This window comes from Halomonas sp. 25-S5, assembly GCF_029889845.1.
GTDB lineage: Bacteria > Pseudomonadota > Gammaproteobacteria > Pseudomonadales > Halomonadaceae > Halomonas.
This window is the reverse complement of sequence record NZ_JARANV010000001.1, coordinates 122,757-144,042: the sequence shown is the minus strand read 5'-3', so window position 1 is coordinate 144,042 and position 21,286 is coordinate 122,757. Positions and strand designations below refer to the sequence as shown.

Annotated in this window: 25 protein-coding genes; 4 read left to right on the top strand and 21 right to left on the bottom strand. The window is 66.1% G+C overall.

Annotation, left to right across the window (positions count from 1 at the left end; translation table 11 throughout):
* Positions 1-7: 7 nt before the first annotated feature.
* Together OP498_RS00645 and OP498_RS00640 are read right to left on the bottom strand one after the other, a co-directional pair.
* The gene (locus OP498_RS00645; RefSeq protein ID WP_280545950.1) at positions 8-373 is read right to left on the bottom strand and encodes a hypothetical protein; all 366 of its coding nucleotides are present in this window, start codon (positions 371-373) and stop codon (positions 8-10) included.
* Position 374: 1 nt separating this feature from the next.
* Positions 375-839, bottom strand: coding sequence for a flavodoxin (locus OP498_RS00640; RefSeq protein WP_280545952.1), 465 nt, complete (start codon positions 837-839; stop codon positions 375-377).
* 136 nt (positions 840-975) lie between these two features.
* Between OP498_RS00640 and OP498_RS00635 the strand changes: the two genes are divergently transcribed.
* On the top strand, positions 976-1,185 hold the full coding sequence (locus tag OP498_RS00635; protein ID WP_280545953.1) for a DUF2788 domain-containing protein: 210 nt from the start codon (positions 976-978) through the stop codon (positions 1,183-1,185).
* Between the two features lie 71 nt (positions 1,186-1,256).
* Here OP498_RS00635 and ihfA read toward each other — a convergent pair whose 3' ends face one another.
* The 9 genes from ihfA to OP498_RS00590 form a co-directional block, all read right to left on the bottom strand.
* The gene (gene ihfA / locus OP498_RS00630) at positions 1,257-1,559 is read right to left on the bottom strand and encodes an integration host factor subunit alpha (RefSeq protein WP_280545955.1); all 303 of its coding nucleotides are present in this window, start codon (positions 1,557-1,559) and stop codon (positions 1,257-1,259) included.
* Positions 1,560-1,637: 78 nt separating this feature from the next.
* The gene (gene pheT / locus OP498_RS00625) at positions 1,638-4,016 is read right to left on the bottom strand and encodes a phenylalanine--tRNA ligase subunit beta (protein ID WP_280551660.1); all 2,379 of its coding nucleotides are present in this window, start codon (positions 4,014-4,016) and stop codon (positions 1,638-1,640) included.
* Between the two features lie 34 nt (positions 4,017-4,050).
* Positions 4,051-5,070, bottom strand: coding sequence for a phenylalanine--tRNA ligase subunit alpha (gene pheS / locus OP498_RS00620; protein WP_280545957.1), 1,020 nt, complete (start codon positions 5,068-5,070; stop codon positions 4,051-4,053).
* Positions 5,071-5,198: 128 nt separating this feature from the next.
* Positions 5,199-5,552 carry a 50S ribosomal protein L20 gene (gene rplT / locus OP498_RS00615; protein ID WP_021817421.1) on the bottom strand — a complete coding sequence of 118 codons (354 nt, stop codon included), beginning with the start codon at positions 5,550-5,552 and terminating at the stop codon, positions 5,199-5,201.
* A gap of 37 nt (positions 5,553-5,589) precedes the next feature.
* Positions 5,590-5,784 (bottom strand): 50S ribosomal protein L35, encoded by a 195-nt coding sequence (gene rpmI / locus OP498_RS00610; RefSeq protein ID WP_280545960.1) that lies wholly within the window; start codon positions 5,782-5,784, stop codon positions 5,590-5,592.
* A gap of 99 nt (positions 5,785-5,883) precedes the next feature.
* Positions 5,884-6,426, bottom strand: coding sequence for a translation initiation factor IF-3 (infC, locus tag OP498_RS00605; RefSeq protein ID WP_280546026.1), 543 nt, complete (start codon positions 6,424-6,426; stop codon positions 5,884-5,886).
* A gap of 34 nt (positions 6,427-6,460) precedes the next feature.
* Positions 6,461-8,359, bottom strand: coding sequence for a threonine--tRNA ligase (thrS, locus tag OP498_RS00600; RefSeq protein WP_280545961.1), 1,899 nt, complete (start codon positions 8,357-8,359; stop codon positions 6,461-6,463).
* A 219-nt stretch (positions 8,360-8,578) separates the two neighbouring features.
* Positions 8,579-9,394: an OmpA family protein gene (locus OP498_RS00595; RefSeq protein WP_280545962.1), complete on the bottom strand. Its 816-nt coding sequence runs from the start codon at positions 9,392-9,394 to the stop codon at positions 8,579-8,581.
* A gap of 301 nt (positions 9,395-9,695) precedes the next feature.
* Positions 9,696-10,163 carry a DUF2489 domain-containing protein gene (locus OP498_RS00590; protein WP_280545963.1) on the bottom strand — a complete coding sequence of 156 codons (468 nt, stop codon included), beginning with the start codon at positions 10,161-10,163 and terminating at the stop codon, positions 9,696-9,698.
* Between the two features lie 153 nt (positions 10,164-10,316).
* Here OP498_RS00590 and OP498_RS00585 point away from each other — a divergent pair, with 153 nt between their 5' ends.
* Entirely contained in the window at positions 10,317-11,774 is a 1,458-nt protein-coding gene (locus tag OP498_RS00585; protein ID WP_280545964.1) for an SLC13 family permease, read from the top strand.
* A 68-nt stretch (positions 11,775-11,842) separates the two neighbouring features.
* On the opposite strand, the gene OP498_RS00580 is transcribed toward OP498_RS00585, so the two are convergent.
* From OP498_RS00580 to OP498_RS00565, 4 genes are read right to left on the bottom strand one after another with little or no spacing between them, the layout of a single operon-like run.
* On the bottom strand, positions 11,843-12,763 hold the full coding sequence (locus tag OP498_RS00580; RefSeq protein WP_280545965.1) for a heme o synthase: 921 nt from the start codon (positions 12,761-12,763) through the stop codon (positions 11,843-11,845).
* Entirely contained in the window at positions 12,756-13,838 is a 1,083-nt protein-coding gene (locus OP498_RS00575) for a COX15/CtaA family protein (RefSeq protein WP_280545967.1), read from the bottom strand. Before OP498_RS00575 ends, OP498_RS00580 begins: the two co-directional genes overlap by 8 nt.
* A complete protein-coding gene (locus OP498_RS00570) occupies positions 13,828-14,388 on the bottom strand; it encodes a hypothetical protein (RefSeq protein ID WP_280545968.1) in 561 nt (186 codons plus the stop codon). The genes OP498_RS00575 and OP498_RS00570 overlap by 11 nt, the downstream gene beginning before the upstream one ends.
* A complete protein-coding gene (locus tag OP498_RS00565) occupies positions 14,385-15,038 on the bottom strand; it encodes an SURF1 family protein (protein ID WP_348533468.1) in 654 nt (217 codons plus the stop codon). Before OP498_RS00565 ends, OP498_RS00570 begins: the two co-directional genes overlap by 4 nt.
* Positions 15,039-15,129: 91 nt before the next feature.
* Here OP498_RS00565 and OP498_RS00560 point away from each other — a divergent pair, with 91 nt between their 5' ends.
* A complete protein-coding gene (locus OP498_RS00560) occupies positions 15,130-15,324 on the top strand; it encodes a DUF2909 family protein (RefSeq protein ID WP_280545973.1) in 195 nt (64 codons plus the stop codon).
* Positions 15,325-15,350: 26 nt separating this feature from the next.
* Here OP498_RS00560 and OP498_RS00555 read toward each other — a convergent pair whose 3' ends face one another.
* The 4 genes from OP498_RS00555 to OP498_RS00540 all read right to left on the bottom strand — a co-directional run bounded on the left by OP498_RS00555 (position 15,351) and on the right by OP498_RS00540 (position 19,380).
* A complete protein-coding gene (locus tag OP498_RS00555) occupies positions 15,351-16,214 on the bottom strand; it encodes a cytochrome c oxidase subunit 3 (protein ID WP_280545974.1) in 864 nt (287 codons plus the stop codon).
* Positions 16,215-16,279: 65 nt separating this feature from the next.
* The gene (gene ctaD / locus OP498_RS00550; RefSeq protein ID WP_280545975.1) at positions 16,280-17,911 is read right to left on the bottom strand and encodes a cytochrome c oxidase subunit I; all 1,632 of its coding nucleotides are present in this window, start codon (positions 17,909-17,911) and stop codon (positions 16,280-16,282) included.
* Positions 17,912-17,958: 47 nt separating this feature from the next.
* The gene (gene coxB / locus OP498_RS00545) at positions 17,959-19,086 is read right to left on the bottom strand and encodes a cytochrome c oxidase subunit II (protein WP_280545976.1); all 1,128 of its coding nucleotides are present in this window, start codon (positions 19,084-19,086) and stop codon (positions 17,959-17,961) included.
* Between the two features lie 120 nt (positions 19,087-19,206).
* The gene (locus OP498_RS00540; protein ID WP_280545977.1) at positions 19,207-19,380 is read right to left on the bottom strand and encodes a DUF2970 domain-containing protein; all 174 of its coding nucleotides are present in this window, start codon (positions 19,378-19,380) and stop codon (positions 19,207-19,209) included.
* Positions 19,381-19,585: 205 nt separating this feature from the next.
* Between OP498_RS00540 and OP498_RS00535 the strand changes: the two genes are divergently transcribed.
* The gene (locus tag OP498_RS00535) at positions 19,586-19,942 is read left to right on the top strand and encodes a hypothetical protein (protein WP_280545978.1); all 357 of its coding nucleotides are present in this window, start codon (positions 19,586-19,588) and stop codon (positions 19,940-19,942) included.
* Positions 19,943-20,075: 133 nt separating this feature from the next.
* Here OP498_RS00535 and OP498_RS00530 read toward each other — a convergent pair whose 3' ends face one another.
* Together OP498_RS00530 and OP498_RS00525 are read right to left on the bottom strand one after the other, a co-directional pair.
* Positions 20,076-20,807 carry an LrgB family protein gene (locus OP498_RS00530; RefSeq protein WP_280545979.1) on the bottom strand — a complete coding sequence of 244 codons (732 nt, stop codon included), beginning with the start codon at positions 20,805-20,807 and terminating at the stop codon, positions 20,076-20,078.
* Positions 20,804-21,181 (bottom strand): CidA/LrgA family protein, encoded by a 378-nt coding sequence (locus OP498_RS00525; RefSeq protein WP_280545980.1) that lies wholly within the window; start codon positions 21,179-21,181, stop codon positions 20,804-20,806. The genes OP498_RS00530 and OP498_RS00525 overlap by 4 nt, the downstream gene beginning before the upstream one ends.
* Positions 21,182-21,286: the final 105 nt, after the last annotated feature.

Here is a 21,286-nt window from a genome sequence, read left to right as displayed (position 1 = left end):
GCCGAGTTCAGCGAGGCACCCTGACCCACAGCCACAGGGCATGCAGCAGCAGCCCCAATGTGGCGCCGTGGGAGACCAACAGCTCCCAGCCGAAGAAGTCGCTGGTCAGGGCGAGCCAGGCCGCCATCACCACCAGGCCCGCGCCCAGGCAGAGCCCCAGCCGACGCAGCAGCGCGGGGAGGCGCGAGCGCGCCTCCCCGGAGAGCAGCCGCCACTGCAGTACGCTCACCACGGCCACCACCGCCAGCGCCATCAGCATCAACGACAGGCGTGTGTCGTGCCCTGCGACCAGGTAGCGTGGCAGGGTCGCCAGCATCAGTATCCCGAGTCCCAGCAGCAGGCTGAGGCGCTCCGCTGTCGGCGTCGCGCCCACGTCAAGCCACCTTCAGCTGCTGGGCATCGATCCACTGCTCGACCCAGGGCAGGGCCTCGTCGTCCGCCATGAAGGTCTCCATGGCATCTACCTCGAGACGCTCACCGAGGCGCTGCGCCCCCTGCCCCTCGAGCAGCGCGTCAAGGTGGCGCCCGGCGCCACAGAAGGTCTCGCCGTAGGAGCTGTCGCCCAGGGCGATGAGGCCATAGCGAAGTCCCTCGAGACCGGGACTGCGTTCCTCGAGGTCGCGGGCGAAGGGCACGATGTTGCCGGGCAGGTCGCCGCTGCCGGTGGTCGAGACGCAGAACAGCGCCAGGTCGGTGGGCGAGCCGATGAGGTCGTCGAGGGTCGGCTGGTCGAAGATGGCCACCTCGTAGCCGGCCTCCTCGAACAGCGGCTTGACCTGCTCGGCGACGTCCAGGGCACCGCCATACATGGTTCCTACGAAGATCTTGAGCATGGGCATGTCATGGATTTACCTGAGAATTTCGCTCGGATATTAACACGAGGCTGCGGCATGGGGCCACGCCCTGGCACCTGCAGGCGACGCCAATGCCCGAGTATACTGGTCGGCTTTCCCCCGCGGCGTGCACGGAGACAACATGCAGCAGACCTTCGAGACCTGGATCACCCCGATCATGATCGGCGGCCTGATCCTCTTCATGTGTTTCATCATCTGGGACCTGGCGAAGAAGTCCCAGGCCGGCCGCTTCGGCACCATCATGCTGTTCGTGGTGCTGGGCGCCGGGATGCTGGGCTATGTCCTGAAGGTGGTGATCACCTGGATGCTGGAGAACGGCGGCGGCGTGTGACGACACGCCGAGCCCCTGGCCATGAAAAACGCCACTCCAAGGAGTGGCGTTTTTCATGCTTGGCATGAGTATCAGTGGGCCTCGCCACGGTACCCCTCGACCTGGCTCTTGAGCTTCTGGCCGGGCCGGAAAGTGACCACCCGCCGCGCGGAGATCGGGATCTCCTCGCCGGTCTTGGGGTTGCGGCCGGGTCGTTCACGCTTGTCACGCAGGTCGAAGTTGCCGAAGCCCGAGAGCTTGACCTGCTCGTTCTCGCGCAGGCAGCCGCGTATCTCCTCGAAGAAGGCCTCCACCATAAACTTGGCCTCGCGCTTGGAGAGGCCAAGCTCGGCGTGCAGATGTTCGGCCAGTTCCGCCTTGGTCAGCGCACCCATCTTGTCACACCCATCTTGTCACCCCCATGTTGTCGTCCTCATGGCGCTGGTCCTGCCGATCGACGAGACACTCGGGCCTCATGCGCGCAATTCCGCCCCCAGATGCTGACGCGACTCCGCGACGATGGCATCAACCAACTGATTGATTTCCTCGTCATTAAGCGTGCGTGATGGATGCTGCCAGGTCAAGCCCAGGGCTACGCTCTTGAGACCCTCGGGCACCCCCTTGCCCTGGTAGACATCGAACAGGTGTGACTCCACCAGCCACTCGCCGGCCTGGGCGCGGATGGTGTCGAGCAGCGACTGCACCGGCAGCCCCTCGTCGACCAGGAAGGCCAGGTCGCGGCGCACCTCGGGATGGCGCGACAGCGGCGTAAAGGCCGGCACCCGGCCCTGGGTCAGCGCATCGAGGCGCACCTCGAAGAGCAACGCATCGACCTTGAGGCCCAGCTTGGCACGTACCGCCGGGTGCAGGGTGCCGATCCAGCCGGCCTCCTCGCCGCGGTGCAGGATGCGCGCGCACTGACCCGGGTGCAGGGCCGGATGCTCGCCCGGCTCGAAGCGCCAGGCCTCGGGCTCGCCCAGGGCCAGCAGGCTCTCCAGGTCGCCCTTGAGGTCGAAGAAGTCAACCGGCTCCCTGCCCCCGGTCCAGCCCTCCGGCTCGCGAGGCCCGCAGACCAGCGCCCCGAGCATCGGGGTCTGGTGCAGGTGGTCGAGCTCGCCACGGAAGGTGAGGCCGGTCTCGAACAGTCGTACCCGGTCCTGCTGGCGATTGAGGTTATGCTGCAGGGCCCGCACCAGGCCGGGAAAGAGGCTCGCGCGCATCACCGAGAGGTCGCTGGAGATGGGGTTGGCCAGCGTCGGCGATACCGCCTCGGGATGCAGCACCTGCTGCAGCTCGGGGGCGACGAAGCTGTAGGTCACGGCCTCCTGGTAGCCACGCGCGACCATCTGGCGACGCAGCCGCGCCAGCGGCGTGTGCGCCTCGTGGGCCGGACGCAGGGCCAGGCGGACCTGGGGACGCCGCACCGGCAGGCGATTGTAACCGTGGATGCGCGCCACCTCCTCGATCAGGTCTTCCTCGATGGCGATGTCGAAGCGCCAGCTCGGGACCTGCACGCTCCAGCCCTGGTCGGAGACCTCGGCCACCAGGCCGAGGCGCTCGAGGATCTCGGTGACCTCGTCACGGGGCAGCGACTTGCCCAGTGCCTGCTCCAGTCGCGCCGCCCGCAGCGTCGCCTCGCGGCCGTCCGGCAGGTGCGGCTCGCTTGCCACCTCGACCAGCGGCCCCGGCTCGCCACCGGTGATCGCCAGCAGCAGGACGGTGGCCCGCTCGGCGGCCTCACGGGCGAGCGCCGGGTCGACACCGCGCTCGAAGCGGTGCGAGGCGTCGGTATGCAGACCATAGGAACGCGCCTGACCGGCGACCGCCAGCGGCGAGAAGAAGGCCGCCTCGAGGAAGATGTCGCGGGTCTCGGGGCTCACGCCGGAGTGCTCGCCGCCCATGATGCCGGCGATGGCCAGCGGGCCACGTTCGTCGGCGATGACCAGCGTGGCGCCATCCAGGGTGATCGCCTGGCCGTCGAGCAGCACCAGCTGCTCGCCTTCGCGTGCCAGCCGCACGACCACGCTGCCGTGCAGGTTGGCGCGATCGAAGGCATGCAGGGGCTGGCCAAGCTCGAGCATCACGTAGTTGGTGACATCCACCACCGGGTCGATGGCGCGAATGCCGCTGCGACGCAGCCGCTCGACCATCCACAGCGGGGTCTCGGCGGTGACGTCGACGCCCTTGATCAGGCGGCCGATGTAGCGCGGACAGCGCTCACCGTCCTCGACACGCACCGGGAAGGTCTCATCAAAGGTGGCGGCCACCGGGGTAAGGTCGGGCCCCTTGACGGCCAGCCGGTTGAGCACCCCGACCTCGCGGGCCAGCCCCTTGAGGCTCAGGCAGTCCCCGCGGTTCGGCGTCAGGTCCACCTCGATGGTGTGATCGTCGAGGCCCATGAAGTCACGCAAGCCCTCGCCGATCGGCGCGCTGGCCGGCAACACGAGGATACCCGCGGAGGTCGTCTCCTCGAGGCCCAGCTCGGAGGCCGAGCAGATCATGCCGCGGGACTCGACGCCGCGCAGCTTGGCCTTCCTGATCGTGAAGTCGCCGGGCAGCACCGCACCGACCCGGGCGAAGGGGACCTTCTGCCCCACGGCCACATTGGGCGCCCCGCAGACCACCTGGACGGGCTCGCCGCTGCCGTCATCGACCCGACAGACATTGAGTTTGTCGGCATCGGGATGCGGCGCCTTGCCGATCACTTCCGCCACCACGACCTCGCTGAAGGCCGCGGCCACCGGTTCCACGGCATCGACTTCCAGGCCGGCCATGGTGATCTGGTCGGCCAGCGCCTGGGTGGAGAGCGCCGGCGAGACCCAGTCACGCAGCCACTGTTCGGAAAATTTCATGACGTATCCTGTGTTCTGCTTATCCGGTGGTCGATCAGGCGAACTGGCGCAGGAAGCGCAGATCGTTGTCGAAGAACAGCCGCAGGTCGTTGACGCCGTAGCGCAGCATGGCCAGGCGCTCGGCGCCCATGCCGAAGGCAAAGCCCGTATAGCGCTCGGCGTCGATGCCTGAGTGGCGGAACACCTCGGGATGCACCATCCCGCAGCCCATCACTTCCAGCCAGCCGCTATGGGAGCAGACCCGGCAGCCATCGCCACCACACATCACGCACTGGATGTCGACTTCCGCCGAGGGCTCGGTGAAGGGGAAGTAGGAGGGCCGGAAGCGCACCGAGAGGTCATCACGCTCGAAGAAGGCGTGCAGGAAGTCCTGGATGGTGCCCTTGAGGTCGGCGAAGCTGACGTCTTCATCGACCAGCAACCCCTCGACCTGATGGAACATGGGGGTATGGGTCAGGTCGGAATCGCTACGGTAGACGCGCCCGGGACAGACGATACGGATCGGCGGCTCGGCCTCCTTCATGGTCCGCACCTGTACCGGCGAGGTATGGGTCCTCAGCAGCCGGGTGGCATCGAAGTAGAAGGTATCGGCCATGCCCCGCGCCGGGTGGTGCGCGGGGATATTGAGGGCCTCGAAGTTGTGGTAGTCGTCCTCGATCTCGGGACCGACCGCCACGTCATAGCCGATGCGGGTGAAGAGCCCCTCGATGCGCTCCAGCGTCAGGGTCACCGGGTGCAGGCCGCCGCTGGGCTGGCCGCGTCCCGGCAGGGTCACGTCGAGGCGTTCGGCGGCCAGGCGCGCCTCGAGGGCCGCCTTCTCCAGCGCCTGACGCCGCTCGTCCAGTTCCTTGCCCAAGGCCTGCTTGGCCTGGTTGATGCGCTCGCCTGCGGCCGGGCGCTCCTCGGCAGCCAGCTTGCCGAGCCCCTTGAGCAGCGCGGTGATCTCGCCCTTCTTGCCGAGATAGCGGACGCGCAGTTCGTCCAGCGCGGCCAGGCTGTCGGCGGCGTGAATGGCGTCGCGGGCCTCGGCAACCAGAGTGGGAAGGTGATCCATCCGTTGAGCTCCGAAGTCTTTCCAAGAAGTCTTTCAAAAAAACAGGGGAAGAGCGGCTGCTCTTCCCCTGCGACGATCATGGTCCGGCGTCACGGCGAGAACCGCGGCCAGCCAAGGGTCGACGTCCCTTACTGGGCAGCCTTGGCCTTCTCGACGATGGCGGCAAAGGCAGCCTTCTCGTGAACGGCCAGATCGGCCAGCACCTTGCGGTCGATCTCGATACCGGCCTTCTTCAGGCCACCGACGAAGCGACTGTAGGACAGGCCGTGCTGACGGGCACCGGCATTGATGCGCTGGATCCACAGGGCGCGGAACTGGCGCTTGCGCTGGCGGCGGTCACGGTACGCGTACTGACCGGCCTTGATGACGGCCTGCTTGGCGACGCGAAAGACGCGTGAACGGGCACCGTAGTAGCCCTTGGCCTGCTTGAGAATCTTCTTGTGACGACGACGTGCGACGACACCACGCTTGACACGAGTCATGGCTTTCTCCTGACGTTAGAGGGGTTCACCCGGGGTGTTACAGGTTCGGCAGCATGCGCTGCACGAGCTGCTTGTCGGCGTCGTGGATCTGCTTCATCCCACGCAGATGACGCTTCCGCTTGGTGGACTTCTTGGTCAGGATGTGGCTGCGGAACGACTGCTTGTGCTTGAAGCCGTTGGCCGTCTTCTTGAAGCGCTTGGCAGCGCCGCTGTTGCTCTTGATCTTCGGCATGAGGTTAACTCCGCTCGAGGTTTCTTCAGAAAATCCGTGGCCAACGGAAGGCCTAGTCGCCTTCCGCCCGTTGAACTGGCCGTCGGATCACTTCTTCTCTTACTGCTTCTTCTTGGGGGCAATGATCATGATCATCTGGCGCCCTTCCATCTTGGGGAAGGACTCCACGCTCCCGATCTCCTCGAGATCGGCGGCGATCCGCTCCATCAGCTTGCGACCGATGTCCTGGTGCGCCATCTCGCGACCGCGGAAGCGCAGCGTGACCTTGCCCTTGTCGCCACCTTCGAGGAAGCGGATCAGGTTCTTCATCTTGACCTGATAGTCGCCCTCGTCGGTGCCAGGCCGGAATTTCACTTCCTTGACCTGGATCTGCTTCGTCTTCTTCTTCTGAGCAGACTTCTGCTTCTTCTGCTCGAAGACGAACTTGCCGTAATCCATGATCTTGCAGACGATCGGATCGGCGTTGGAAATCTGCACGAGGTCCATACCGGCCGCTTCGGCGCGCTCCAGCGCATCGCTGGTGGGCACAACGCCCATCTGCTCGCCGTCGCTGTCGATCAGGCGAACCTGATCCTCGGTAATCCGCTCATTCATGGGGGGGCGCTTGTCTTGGGCGCGCCCTCTGGGGTTGCTTCGCTTGATGGTTCCGTCTCCACTTCAGCTTGGGAAGATGTCGCTATTGCCGCTCGGCCCGAACACGGTCGATGAAGGCATCCACCCCCATCGTACCAAGATTCTCGCCGCTGCGCGTACGCACGGCCACCAAGTCGGACTCGACTTCCTTATCTCCCACCACCAGGAGATAGGGGACCTTCTGCAACGTATGCTCGCGGATTTTAAAGCCGATCTTCTCATTCCTCAAGTCCGACTTGACGCGCAGACCGACTTTCTGCAAACGCTCCACCAGCGATACGGCATAGTCGCGCTGCGCGTCGGTGATGGTCATGACCACCACCTGCTGGGGGGCCAGCCACAGCGGCATGGCGCCGGCATAGTGCTCGATGAGGATGCCGAGGAAGCGCTCGAAGGAGCCGAGGATTGCCCGATGCAGCATCACCGGCGTCTTGCGGACACCGTCCTCGTCGACGAACTGGGCCCCTAGCCGCCCCGGCAGGTTGAAGTCCAGCTGCAGGGTCCCGCACTGCCAGACCCGGTTGAGGCAGTCACGCAGCGAGAACTCGATCTTGGGTCCGTAGAAGGCGCCCTCGCCCGGCTGCAGCTCCCACTCGAGGCCGGTGGCGTCGAGCGCGGCCTCGAGCCCGGCTTCGGCACGGTCCCAGAGCGCCGGCTCGCCCATGAATCCCTCGGGGCGGGTGGAGAGCTTGAGCTCCACGTCATCGAAGCCGAGCTCCCGGTAGACCTTCATGGTCAGGGCGATGAAGGCCTCGGCCTCGGACTGGATCTGCCCCTCGGTGCAGAAGATATGCGCATCGTCCTGGGTGAAGCCGCGCACCCGCATCAGGCCGTGCAGGGCACCGGAGGGCTCGTTGCGGTGACAGCTGCCGAACTCGGCCAGGCGCAGCGGCAAGTCACGGTAACTCTTCAGGCCCTGGTTGAACACCTGCACGTGGCAGGGACAGTTCATCGGCTTGACGGCGTAGTCGCGCTTCTCCGACTCGGTGGTGAACATCATGTCGCTGTAGTGGCCCCAGTGACCGGAGGCCTTCCACAGCGAAAGATCGACGATCTGCGGCGTCTTGATCTCCTGGTAGCCGTTATCGTTCTGCACCCGGCGCATGTACTGTTCCAGGGCCTGGTAGATGGTCCAGCCGTTAGGGTGCCAGAAGACCATGCCCGGCGCCTCTTCCTGGAGGTGGAACAGATCCATCTTCTTCGCCAGCTTGCGATGGTCGCGCTTCTCGGCCTCCTCGAGCCGCTTGAGATAGGCCTTGAGCTGCTTCTTGTCGGGCCAGGCCGTACCGTAGATGCGCGTCAGCATCGGGTTCTCGGCGTTGCCGCGCCAGTAGGCACCGGCCAGCTTGGTCAGCTTGAACGCCTTCAGGTGCCGGGTGTTGGGCACGTGAGGCCCCCGGCACATGTCCACATATTCCTCGTGATGGTAGAGACGGATGGTCTGCCCTTCGGGAATCTCGCGGACGATCTCCTGCTTGTAGGGCTCCTCACGATGCAGGAAGGTCAGCATCGCCTGGTCGCGGTCGACGTACTCGCGCACCACGTCATACTCGTGATCGATCAGCGCCTTCATGCGGACCTCGATCGCCTCGAGATCCTCCGGGGTCACCGAACGCCCGAAGTCGACGTCGTAGTAGAAGCCATCCTCGATCACCGGGCCGATGGCCATCCTGGCACCGGGATAGAGCTGCTTGACGGCATGGCCGATCAGGTGGGCACAGGAGTGGCGGATGACCTCCAGGCCGTCAGGATCGCGGCCGGTGAGGATCGCCACCTCGGCGTCGCGGTCGATGACATCGGCGGCGTCTACCGCCACACCATCGATCTTGCCGGCCACGCAGGCCTTGGCGAGGCCGGGGCCGATGCTCTCGGCCAGCTGCATCACGGTGAGGGGGGCGTCGAAGGATCTCTGACTGCCGTCGGGCAGGGTCACGATGGGCATGAAGGGTTCCTTGTGCGCAGTGGTGATCCATACCAGGGATCACGTGTCGCCAGAAGAATGGTCGTGGAAAAAGCGACGCCTAGCCTAGCAGACGCACACCCTGAGGCGCCATGGCGGAACACGGCGCCCGACACGGGAGAAGGCGCCCGGAGGCGCCTTCTCTCGATCTACCGTCGGCCTCAGGACACGCCCGGGGCCATGGGTCGGGTCAGGGCAGGATCACTCCCACTCGCCCAGTTCCACGCGACGGTTCTCGGCACGACCCGCATCGGTATCGTTGCTGGCCACCGGCTGGGATTCACCGTAGCCGGTCGTCTGCATGCGGTTCGGCCGGACACCCTGGCTGGCCAGATAGTCGGCCACGGAGTCGGCACGACGCTGGGACAGCTGCTGGTTGTAGGCCTCGCTGCCCATGGAGTCGGTATGACCCTCGATGCGCACGCGGACGTTCTGGTTAGCACGCAGCTTCCCGGCCACGTCTTCGAGAATCTGCTCGGCGCCCATGGTCAGGATCGCGGAATCGAACTCGAAGTTGACGTCACGCAGGACCAGGTCCTCTTCGCAGCCCAGGGCGTTGACCTCGGCACCGGCCGGGGTACCCGGGCACTGATCCTGATAGTCCGGCACGCCGTCGCTGTCGGAATCCAGCGGGCAGCCCACGGCATCCACGGCTACGCCGGCCGGGGTTCCAGGACACTGGTCATCGGCATCGATGACGCCGTCGCCGTCGGTATCGCGCGGCGCCGGCGCGACCGGTGCCGGCGAGGTGTCGGCACACAGCATGGCACCGATAGTGGCACCGGCGGTGGTACCGATGGCAGCACCAGTGTCCTCATCGGAATCGCCGCTTGACGCGTAGCCAATGCCACCGCCGATCAGGCCGCCGGCCAGGCCACAGACGGCCGGGTGCTGGTACCAGGCCCGATCGGACGATACGCCGGCAGCGTCACTGGATTGGGAAGCAGAGCTGGCACAGCCGGACAGGCCGACCACCAGCGCGGAACCGAGCAACAAGCCAGTCGTAGATTTTTTCATGTAAGACTCCTTCTTCTTGACGTCATCCCGGCGTGACAGGCAAATGCCTTCATTACCCGGGGTTCCGAGGAATGACCCGAAGGAAGCGGCCCCCGACCCGCTTCCTGCACTTACCAAGAAAGCACGGAAGTGCCTTCTCGGCCAGTCCGGTCCTCCGATGGCCGTGGCCAACAGCCATATATCAACCATCTACGAGATACGACAAGCATGCAGCAGAGACCGGGAGGTTGCAATCTAAGGATGGTGCACGACCGCACGAAACCTCGGCCCGTCACAAACGCGGGCGGTTGGCGAGCATCACTCAGTGCAGGCTGCCCGGCCAGCCGCGGCGAAACTCCATCACCGCTGCCGCCGCCTTGAGCACCGGCTCGCGGAACTCCTCCTCCACGGCCAGGCGCTCGCGATCCTCTTGGAAGCGATCGCGGGAATTGAGCGCCTGGCGCGCGGAATGGGTATGCAGGTGGCGGGTGCGGCGATGCACCTCGTCGAAGGCCCGGAAATCGGGGCGCTCGGTCAGCTTCTGGTCGAGGATCTCCAGCAGCACCTTGCAGCGCCAACTACCCTCGGTGATATCGACCTGCTCCTGTACCAGCGCCGCGGCGACCATCTCGAGATTCTCCAGGCAATTCCGATGGGCGCGCTGCAGTTCCTCCTCTCGGAAGTCCTTGCGTCGCTGCACCTCCTTCCAGAGGGTGTAGGCGTAAGCCCCGAGGCCGGCGATGATGGCCAGGGCCAGGCCGAGAAGTATCAGTGCCAGGGTATTGGTCATGGGCATGTCCCGGTATTTTCGTGGCAGGTAGCAGCATTCTACACGTCGGCGCCTGCCTCTCGAAACGGTGGCCATGCCGGACACCGTTGCCCTTGTACGATGCGTGCAGCTTACGTAGTTTCTCGTCCCCTCTCATCTCGGCAAGGAGCGATGATGTCCACCACCGATGACTCTAACGGCAAGCCCTCGACGCCTCCCCTCTCCGTGCGCATCGGCCTGTGGCTAGGCCCCCTCTGGGTGCTGATGACCCTGTTACTGCCCGCCCCGGCCGGTATGGCCGAACCGGCCTGGGCCTGCGTGGGCCTCGCTCTGCTGATGGCCACCTGGTGGTCCACCGAAGCGATCCCGATTCCCGCCACCTCGCTGCTGCCGTTGGCACTGGTGCCGGCGCTGGGGATCGGCGGCATCAGCGAGACGGCCGCGAGCTATGCCAACCCGATCATCTATCTGTTCCTCGGCGGCTTCCTGCTCGGCATCGCCATGCAGCGCTGGAACCTGCATCGACGCATCGCCCTGCACGTGCTGCGAGTGGTCGGCCACCAGCCTCGCCAGCAGATCGGCGGCTTCATGCTGGCCACGGGCTTTCTCAGCATGTGGGTGTCCAACACGGCCACTGCCATCATGATGCTGCCGATCGGCATGTCGGTGGTCAGCCTGCTGAACGACAGCGACCCCGAAGAACTGCTCCGCTACGCCACGGCCCTGCTGCTGGCCATCGCCTACTCCGCCAGCATCGGCGGCGTGGCCACCCTGATCGGCACGCCGCCCAATGCCCTGCTGGCCGGCTACCTGGCCGAGGACCGCGGCATCGATATCGGCTTTGCCCAGTGGATGATGATCGGCCTGCCGATCAGTGCCGCCATGATGGCCTGCGCCTGGTGGTGGCTGACCCGTCGCGGCTTCGCCCTGGACGCCGGTGAGGACAGTGCCGGCATGGTCCGCGACGAGCTGGCCAAGCTCGGCCGGACCAGCCCCGCCGAGCGCCGCGTGGGCATCGTCTTCCTGTTAGCCGCGGTGACCTGGATGCTGCGCCCTCTGCTCAATGACGCGGGACTCGACTGGCTCTCCGACACGGGCATCGCCATCATCGCCGGCATTTCGCTCTTCCTGGTGCCATCCGGCCGCGAGCCCGGCGTGCGGCTGATGGACTGGGACGCGGCGCGCGAGCTGCCCTGGGGCATCCTGCTGCTGTTCGGTGGTGGCCTGGCCCTGGCCGGCTCGATCAGTCGCTCGGGCCTGGCGGAGTGGATCGCCGGGCAGCTCGGCGTGTTCGGCACCTTCCCGCTGCTGGCGATGGTCGGCGTGGTGGTGCTGGTGATCATCTTCCTCACCGAGCTGACCTCCAATACCGCCACCGCCGCCGCCTTCCTGCCGCTGCTCGGGGCGCTGGCCCTGTCGCTGGACATCTCGCCGCTGCTGATCACGGTGCCGGCCGCCATCGCCGCCAGCTGCGCCTTCATGATGCCAGTGGCCACGCCCCCCAACGCGATCGTCTTCGCCACCGGCCACATGAAGATCCAGTCGATGATCCGTGCCGGCTTCATGCTCAACCTGATCAGCACGGTACTGGTGACCCTGATGGCCTACTTCCTGATCATCACGCTCTGGTGATCTGACGACGACCATGACGCAACGAGCCCGGCCAAATGGCCGGGCTCGTTGCGTCGGGAGACGAGACCTCAGGCAGCCAGCATCCAGGCGGCGCCATAGTGATCCAGCAGCAGCACGCCAAAGACGCCCAGGATGTAGCGGATGGAAAACCAGAAGGCCGCCAGCGGGGCCTGCGGATCATGGCCGCGCCAGACCCGCCAGTTCCACACCATGAAGCGCAGGTTGAGCGCCATCACCCCCACCAGGTAGAGCGTCCCGCTCATGTCGATGGTGAAGGGCAGCAGGGTCACCGCCACGGTCAGCCAGCCATATAGCCACACCTGCAATCGCGTGAAGGCCTCGCCATGGGTGACCGGCAGCATTGGCACCCCGGCTCGGGCATACTCGTCGCGCTTGTGGATGGCCAGCGCCCAGAAGTGCGGCGGCGTCCAGGCGAAGATGATCAACATCAGCAGCAGCGGCTCGGGGCCCAGCTGGCCGGTGACCGCCGTCCAACCCAGCAGCGGCGGCGCGGCCCCGGCCACCCCGCCGATGACGATATTCTGCGGCGTGGCATGCTTGAGGAAGGCGGTATAGATGAGCGCATAGCCGATCAGCGAGCCCAGGGTCAGCCAGGCCGTCAACAGGTTGACCTGCCAGGCCAGCAACCCGATGCCGCAGGCCGAGAGCAGCGTCGCCCAGACCAGGGCCAGCGACGTGGGCATGCGCTGGGTCGCCAGCGGTCGTCGGGCGGTGCGCAGCATCAGCGCATCCAGGCGGCGGTCGACCACATGGTTGAAGGCCGCGGCCCCACCGGCGGCCAGCCCGATACCGATCAGGCCAAAGACCACGGCCCCGGGATCTGGCAGCGGTGCGGCCAGTAGCATGCCGACCAGGGTACAGACCAGCATCACCGCCACCACCCGGGGCTTGCACAGCGTATAGAGGTCTCGCCAACCCCAGCCGGCGAGATGGCCGACCGGCGCACGCTCCATCATGACGTCAGACATGAGCCAACTCCTCTTTCGTTGCAGTTTTCCGGGCGCCCGCCGGCTCGACCGCCGTCGGGACCGTCGACCAACGCCAGTGCCACAGGGCCAGGGCCATGGCCACCACCAGCAGCACTGCACCGGCGGTGTGCAGCAGGGCCAGCCACAAGGGCAGCCAGGCCAGCACGTTGGCGATGCCGATCGCCACCTGAATGCCATAGGCCCCGCCCAGCAATGCCAGCCAGGGACGCATCTCCGCCGCTCGCCGATGGCGCCAGGCGAGCAGCAGCAGGCTCAGGCCGAGGGCCAGCGCGCCAAGCCGGTGCCCGACCTGGATGGCACTGCGCGCCTCGGCATGCAACTGGCCATGCAGGTAGTTGGGGCCCACCGTCTGGGTCAGGTGGAAGCCCTCGCTCCAGTCCATCGCCGGCCACCACTGGCCGTTGCAGGTGGGAAAGCCCTGGCAGGCGATCCCGGCATAGTTGCTCGAGGTCCAGCCGCCCAGCGCCAGCTGCCCCACCAGCAATAGCACGGCCAGCCCCCACAGCGGCGTCAGGCGCCGGCGTGGTGCCCCCCTGCCCACGCCGGACGAGAACCGGCGCAGCCGCAGATGCAGCCACAGGAACAGCAGCATCACCGTCAGGCCCCCCAGCAGGTGCAGGGTCACCACCTGCGGCCATAGCTTGAGGGTCACCGTGAAGGCCCCGAACGCGCCCTGCAGCAGGATCACCGCCAGCAGCGCCAGGCTGATGGACCAGGGATAGCCCGCTTCCCGGCGCCACCGCGCGCCCAGCACCACCAGGGCGATGACCAGCAGCCCCAGGGTCGAGGCCAGATAGCGGTGCACCATCTCCACCCAGGCCTTGGCGGACTCCAGCGGCACCTCGGGGGAATGCGCCAGGGCGCGTTCGGCATCCGGTACCACCAGGGCCCCGTAGCACCCCGGCCAGTCGGGACACCCGAGGCCGGCATCCACCAGCCGCGTCCAGGCCCCCACCAGTACCACCACGGCGGTGAAGACCCCGCCTGCCAGGCTCAGCCCCACCAGCCATCGACGGCGGCTGTCATCGCCTGCTGCCCACGCGCTACTCGCCATCGGCGCCGCCCCCCACCACGCTCGAGGCGTGGTCGAACCGCGCCATGGGGGGCTCGGGGTTCATGCGCAGCAGGCGTCGCAGGTCATCGAGCACGTCAGCGGTCGCGACCTCCGGGGCATAACCGAGCACGGGTCGACCCTCGGGGTCGAGGATCCAGAGGCGATGGGGGGAGCGCCAGTCGGTCTCGCCCGTCCACTGCGCCAGGGCCGCGCCGGGAAGCGGCTCGCCGCCTCCGCCGATGCGCAGGCGGCTGACCCGGTCGGCCTCGCGACCCAGGGCGCGATGCAGGCGCCACCAGCGATCGGCATTGGCGTCACACGCCTGGGGGCAGTCGAAGACCAGCCACCAGTCGCTCTCTCCTTGCTTCTCCACGGGCGTCAGCGGCCACTGCGACAGGAGGGGCAGCGAGGGTTGCAACTCGCCATGGGCGGTGCGTCCTTCGGGAATCCCGATGCGCCACTCCACCATGCCCCAGGCGACGGCCACCGGCAGGGCGAAGATTGCGAAGAAAGCCAACAGCTTGAGGCGCTGACGTCCGGCATGAGTCATCGGGGAATCTCCTTGCGCGGGATGGACACCGTGTCGGGGCGGCGTGCCTGGCGCCTCGCCCCCACCAGCATGATCACCAGGGCGGCCAGGGCCAGCCCCCACCATTGAAAGGCATAGCCCAGGTGGCGCTCCGGCGGCACTACGCTTGGCTGCCACCAGGACTCGAGATGGCCCGGCCCCTGCTCGAGGTGCAGCCAGCCTGGATGCGCGAAGGCCGACTCCAGCTCCCAGGCCGCGAGGTCGATGCGTTGCAGGCGGCTGCCCTCCCGATTGGGGCCGAACAGTGGTGCCGCCTCGCCGGCCGTCTGCCAACGGCCCTCCAGGGTGACCACGCCACCGGGCGTCTCGACCCTCGGGTCGTTTCGGGTCGGGCCGGTCGCCAGGAAACCCCGCTGGACCAGCCAGATGCGCCCATTGACGTCGCGAAACGGCGTCAGGGGCGCCACCCCGAGGCGCCCCCCATGGATGCGGTTGTCGAGGAACAGGGTCTGCTCGGCAAGGTATTCGCCCTGCAGGACCAGCTGCGCACCGGTTGGCGGAGCCGCCGACGGGGCCTCGATCCGCGGTGCGGCCGCCAGGCGAGCCAGATAGTCGCGCTTGTCGGCGGCACGCTCCCACTGCCATAGTCCGAGTGCGAGGCCCAGCACCACCAGGCAGGTCCAGAACCCCCACCAGCCCATCCGACGGGCCGCTGAAGGGCCGCGATGCGCGCCGGATACCGACCCTTTCTTGGAGCCGTGAATGTTTCTCAAGATATTGATAGCCCTTGTCTTTCTGGCGATGGTCATGAGCCTGGCCGTGGGTGCCGGTTTCCTGGTCCGCGACGGCAGCCGCTCACGGCGCGTGCTGATCTCCCTCAAGATCCGTGTGGCCCTGGCCGTCCTGCTGCTCGTCCTGCTTGGCTACGGCTTCACCCAGGGCAGCCTCGGCGGCTGACCAGGAGGGTAGCTCTGCTCCCGGGATCAGAACACATAGACGAAGATGAACAGACCGATCCATACCACGTCGACGAAGTGCCAGTACCAGGCCGCCGCCTCGAAGCCGAAGTGATCGTCAGTTGTGAAGTGCCCGCGGAACACCCGTATCAGCATCACCGACAGGATGATGGTACCGATGATCACATGAAGCCCGTGGAAGCCGGTGAGCAGGAAGAAGGTGGCGCCATAGATGCCCGCCTGCAGGGTGATGCCGTAATGGGCATAGGCCTCGTAGTACTCGACTCCCTGGATGGAGATGAAGCAGAGCCCCAGCAGCACGGTCACCGTGAGCCAGAAGCGGGCACTGTCACGGAGGCCTTCCTTGAGGCCCTCGTGGGCGATGGTCAGGGTGATGCTGGAGGAGACCAGGATCAGGGTATTGACCAGCGGCAGGTGCCAGGGGCTGAAGGTCTCCTGCGGCCCCTCGATGGAGACGTCAGGCGGGTTGAGCAGAGGCCAGCTGGCGGTGAAGTCCGGCCACAGCAAGGCCGCCACCCCCTTGGCGCCCTCGCCATCGAGCCAGGGCAGCGCAAAGGTCCGCACGTAGAAGAGCGCGCCGAAGAAGGCGGCGAAGAACATCACCTCCGAGAAGATGAACCAGCCCATCCCCCAGCGGAAGGAGCGATCCATCTGGTGATCGTAGAGCCCGCCCCGCGATTCGAGGATGACATCGCGGAACCACAACGCCATCACCGCCAGCACGCCGACCAGGCCGAGCGCCATGACCGGCATGCCGGCCATGCCATGCACCAGCAGCGTGCCGATGCCGATCATCATCGCCCCCAGCGCCAGCGACGCCAGGATGGGCCACTTGCTGGACTCCGGAACATAGTAGCTGCCACCACTCATGCGCTGTCTCCTTCTTTGATCGGCCCGCGGTGCGACACCGCTGCCTGCATCGCTGCCGACGCCACTCAGTGCCGATGGGGATGAAAGTCCGGGGGCGTCTCGAAGGTGTGCAACGGGGCCGGACTGGGTACGCTCCACTCCAAGTCCTCGGCGCCCTCCCAGGCCTTGGCCGGGGCCTTCTCGCCACCACGCACGCACTTGATGATCACCAGCACGAAGAGCAACTGAGAGGTACCGAAGAGGAAGGCCCCCAGGCTCGAGGCCAGGTTGAAATCGGCGAACTGCAGCGCGTAGTCGGGAATACGACGCGGCATGCCGGCGAGCCCCGAGAAGTGCATCGGGAAGAAGGTCAGGTTGACGCCGATCACCGACAACCAGAAGTGCCACTGGGACAGCCGCAGGTGCGGGTAGTGGCCGGTCCACTTGGGCAGCCAGTAGTAGGCGCCGGCCAGGATCGCGAAGAGCGCGCCGGGCACCAGCACATAATGGAAGTGGGCCACCACGAAGTAGGTGTCGTGATATTGGAAGTCGGCCGGCGAGATGGCCAGCATCAGTCCCGAGAAGCCACCGACCGTGAACTGCACCACGAAGGCCAGCGCGAACAGCATCGGCGGCTCGAAGCTGATCGAGCCGCGGAACATCGTCGCCACCCAGTTGAAGACCTTCACCCCGGTGGGCACCGCGATCAGCATGGTGGTGTACATGAAGAACAGCTCCGCCACCAGCGGCAGCCCCACCACGAACATGTGATGAGCCCAGACCAGGAAGGAGAGGATGGCAATCGCCGAAGTGGCGTAAACCATGGAGGCGTAACCGAACAGCCGCTTGCGGGAGAAGGTCGGGATGATCGCCGAAACGATGCCGAAGGCCGGCAGGATCATGATGTAGACCTCGGGATGCCCGAAGAACCAGAACAGGTGCTGGAATAGCACCGGGTCACCGCCGCCGGCGGCGTTGAAGAAGCTGGTGCCGAAGTTGATGTCCATCAGCATCATGGTGACCACCCCGGCCAGCACCGGCATCACCGCGATCAGCAGGAAGGCGGTGATCAGCCAGGTCCAGACGAACAGCGGCATGTCCATCATTCGCATCCCCGGGGCGCGCAGGTTGAGGATGGTGGCGATGATATTGATGGCACCGAGGATCGAGCTGATGCCGGCAATATGCAGCGAGAGGATGAAGAAGGTGGTGGAAGGCGGCGCGTAGGTGGTGGAAAGCGGCGCGTAGAAGGTCCAGCCGAAATTGGGCCCGCCGCCCGGCATCAGCAGGGTGCTGAGCAGCAGCGTGAAGGCCACCGGCAGCAGCCAGAAGCTGAGGTTGTTCAAGCGCGGCAGGGCCATGTCCGGGGCGCCGATCTGCAGTGGCACCATCCAGTTCGCCAGTCCCACAAAGGCGGGCATGATCGCCCCGAACACCATGATCAAGCCGTGCATGGTGGTCATCTGGTTGAAGAACTCGGGCAGCACCAACTGCAGGCCGGGCTGGAACAGCTCGGCACGCACCACCAAGGCGAAGATCCCCCCGATGAAGAACATGGTCAGCGAGAAGAGCAGGTAGAGAGTACCGATCTCCTTGTGGTTGGTGGTCAGTAGCCAGCGCAGCAGCCCACGGGGCCGGGCATGACCGGTCTCGGCCATGCCACCGGCAGTGGCCGTGCTGTGCTGCGGGGTGGGCTTGGGAGGCAGGTGGGACGCCATCGGAAATCTCCCTGTTGGCAATCACGAAAGAGAAACGGAAAGGCCGGTCACTCGCCCTGGTCGGCGATACGTTCGGCGATTTCCGACGGTTGCACGCTGTCGCCAGTCTCGTTGCCCCAGGCATTGCGTTCGTAGGTGATCACCGCGGCAATTTCCACCGCATTGAGCGTATTGCGGAACGCCGGCATCGCGGCCCCCGAGACGCCATTGATCACCGTGTTGATATGACGATCGCGTTCATTCATCAATGCCTGGTTGCCGGCCAGCGCGGGGAAGGCAGGCGGATTGCCGCTGCCGTCGGGCTGGTGGCAGGTGGCACACACCGAGCCGTAGACCTGCTCGCCACGCGCCATCAGCTCATCCATGCCCCACTCGCGATCGACGCCAGCGGCCTCCTGCGCGGCGGCCACCTTGCGCTCGGCCAGCCACTCGTCGAAGCGCTCCTGCTCGACGGCCTCGACCACCACCGGCATGAAGGCATGGTCCTTGCCGCACAGTTCGGTGCACTGGCCGCGATAGATGCCGGGCTCTTCGATGCGCACCCAGTTCTCGTTGACGAATCCGGGGATGGCGTCCTGCTTGACCGCGAGATCCGGCACCCACCAGGAGTGGATGACGTCGTCCGACGTCAGCAGCAGGCGCACCTTCTGTCCCACCGGCAGCACCAGCGGCTCGTCTACCTCGAGCAGGTAGTTCTCGCCCTTCTCGTCGGCGCCGCTGATCTGCTCGCGGGGGGTGCTCAGATTGGAGGTGAAGGCGACCTCTTCTCCCAGATACTCGTAGCGCCAGCGCCACTGCTGGCCGGTGACCATGATGTCGAGGTCGGCCTCGGAGGTGTCATACATGTTCTTGAGGGTGGCGGTGGCGGGCACTGCCATGGCCACCAGAATCAGCAGCGGGATCGCCGTCCAGATCACCTCCACGCTGGTGTGCTCGTGGAAGGTGGCCGCCTTGGCGCCACGCGAATGGCGATAGCGAAACAGCGAGTAGAACATCGCCCCGAAGACGATGACCCCGATGATCACGCAGATCCAGAAGATGATCATGTGCAGGGAATAGATGTCACGGCTGAGCGCCGTGACACCGACCGGCATGTTCCAGCCATTGGCCAGCGCAATCGGGGTCAGGGCTGCGGAGGCCAGCCCCCCCGCCATCCACACGAGCAACGTGCGCATCGGCGCCTCCTCAGGGTCATTGTTGTATTAGCGAGCGCTTGAGGCAGTATAGAAGAGTGCGACAGTTCGTCACCCCTGTCGCCACGAGGCAGGTAAACGGCATCGTCAACGCTGGGCCGTTCAGCGCGCTGCCAGCATGGCCACGAGCGCCACCAGCACCACGAACACCAACCCCAAGAGCAGCCCCGCCGCGATGAAGGTGCCGGGACGGTTAGACGCGAAGTCCTCACGCCGCCGCTCATCCTTCTGCACCCCCAGGAAGGCCGCCAGTACCGATTTGATCGCTTGCCACATCCCGTTTCTCCTCAATCTACCGCCGACGGACTCCCAACCACCCTAGACCATGCCGCCAGGACCGACCCGTGGACGCCTTCCACGCCAAGCGCCGCAGGCGACGCCCCTTTCGCTGCAACGCACAAAACCGCATTCATCTTCTACACTGCAGAGGAGAGCCGAACGTGATACCTCATCCCGCCAGGGATCCCCAAGGAGACCGACCATGACCAAGCACAAAGACACCACGGCCAACCCTGCCCTGGCCGCGACAGAGCCGATGATGGAGTGGTGGCAAAAACAGTTCACGCAGGGGGCCACGCCCATGGCTCGCATGCAGCTGGCCTGGATGGAGAGCATGGCCGACGCCATGCAGTTCGAGTCGCAGTTCCTCCAGGCACTCGCCGAGAGCGGCCAGAAGATCGCCCAATCCTTCGAGGGGGAGACCCCTCAGACCCCGGCCGAGATGCAGGAGCGCTATCAGCAGCTCATCAAGGAGGTGACCGACGCCCAGATGGAGCGGATGCAGAAGGCCGCAGAGCTCTCCCATGACTTCCGCAAGCGTCTCTGGGAAGAGATCTGAGCGCTCCTCGAACATACCGGGGGCGATGCGCGCGCGGCACACAGGGAAGGATGCGAACGGCAAGGCAGGGACCCCCTGCCGTGCCGGACCGAGGTGATCCTGTCGCGTTGTACCCGCCCCCGTGAACGTGAGCTCAGCCGAAGCCGAACAGCCGGATGATCAGGGGCAACAGGAAGGCGGTCAGCAGGCCCGTCAGCCCCATTGCCAGGCCGGAAAAGGCACCGGCCACGGCCCCCAGGCGGGCGAAGGCGTGGGCGGTGCCGAAGCCATGCGCCGCCAGCCCCAGCGTGAAGCCCTGCACCACCGGATCCTTGATCCGCAGCAGGCGGAAGATCCAGGGCCCCAGGGCGCAGCCGATCGAACCGGTCAACAACACCAGGCCGGCGGCCAGCGAGGGAATCCCGCCGATCTGCTCGGCGATGCCCATGGCGATCGGCGAGGTAACCGAGCGCGGCGCCAACGACAGCAGCGTCTCGGTGCGCGCGCCGAGCAGCATGGCCAACCCCAGGGTGGACGCCACCGCCGTGACGATCCCCGCCCCGCAGGCCAGCAACAGCGGCCACAGCAGGCGACGCACCCGCTCGCGATGGTCATACAAGGGAATCGCCAGGGCCACCGTGGCCGGCCCCAGCAGGAAGTGGATGAACTGGGCCCCCTCGAAGTAGGTACGGTAATCCATGTCCACCAGCAGCAGCAGGGCGATCAGCATGGCGATGGCGAGCGTAACCGGGTGCAGCAGCGGGGTACCGCCCACGGCGCGGTTGATTCGCACCGCCAGGACAAAGACCAGCAGGGTCGTCAGCAGCGAGAGCAGCGGATTGCCCGAGAGATAGACCCACAGCTGGTCGAGGATGGCGACATTCATGCCTTGCCTCCCGGCCCGCCGTTGCGCCGGGAATGGCCATGTTGCAGGCGTTCCAGCACCCAGGCCGTCACGCCCAGGGTCACCGCCGTGGATACCACCAGGGTCACCACGATCGGCCAGAGGTCGGCCCCGATCAACTCGAAGTGCACCATCAACCCCACCCCGGCGGGCACGAACAGCAGCGTCAGGTAGCGCAGCAGCCCCTCCCCCGTCAGGCGCAGGCTCGACGGCACCTTGCCGCGGATCATCAAGGCCACCAGCAGGATCACCATGCCGATCACCGGCCCCGGTATCGACAGCGTGAGTCCCCTCGCCACCAGCTCGCCGGCAAACTGGCAGGCCAGCAGCATGCTCATCCCCATGATCAACGGCATATCCGCCCTCCTCTCGGCAGCTCCCCGCGGAGCAGGTTCTCATTGCAGACAGTGTGACAGAAGCACCGGGATCCGGGGCCTCGCCGAAACGACCCGCCAAGCAAT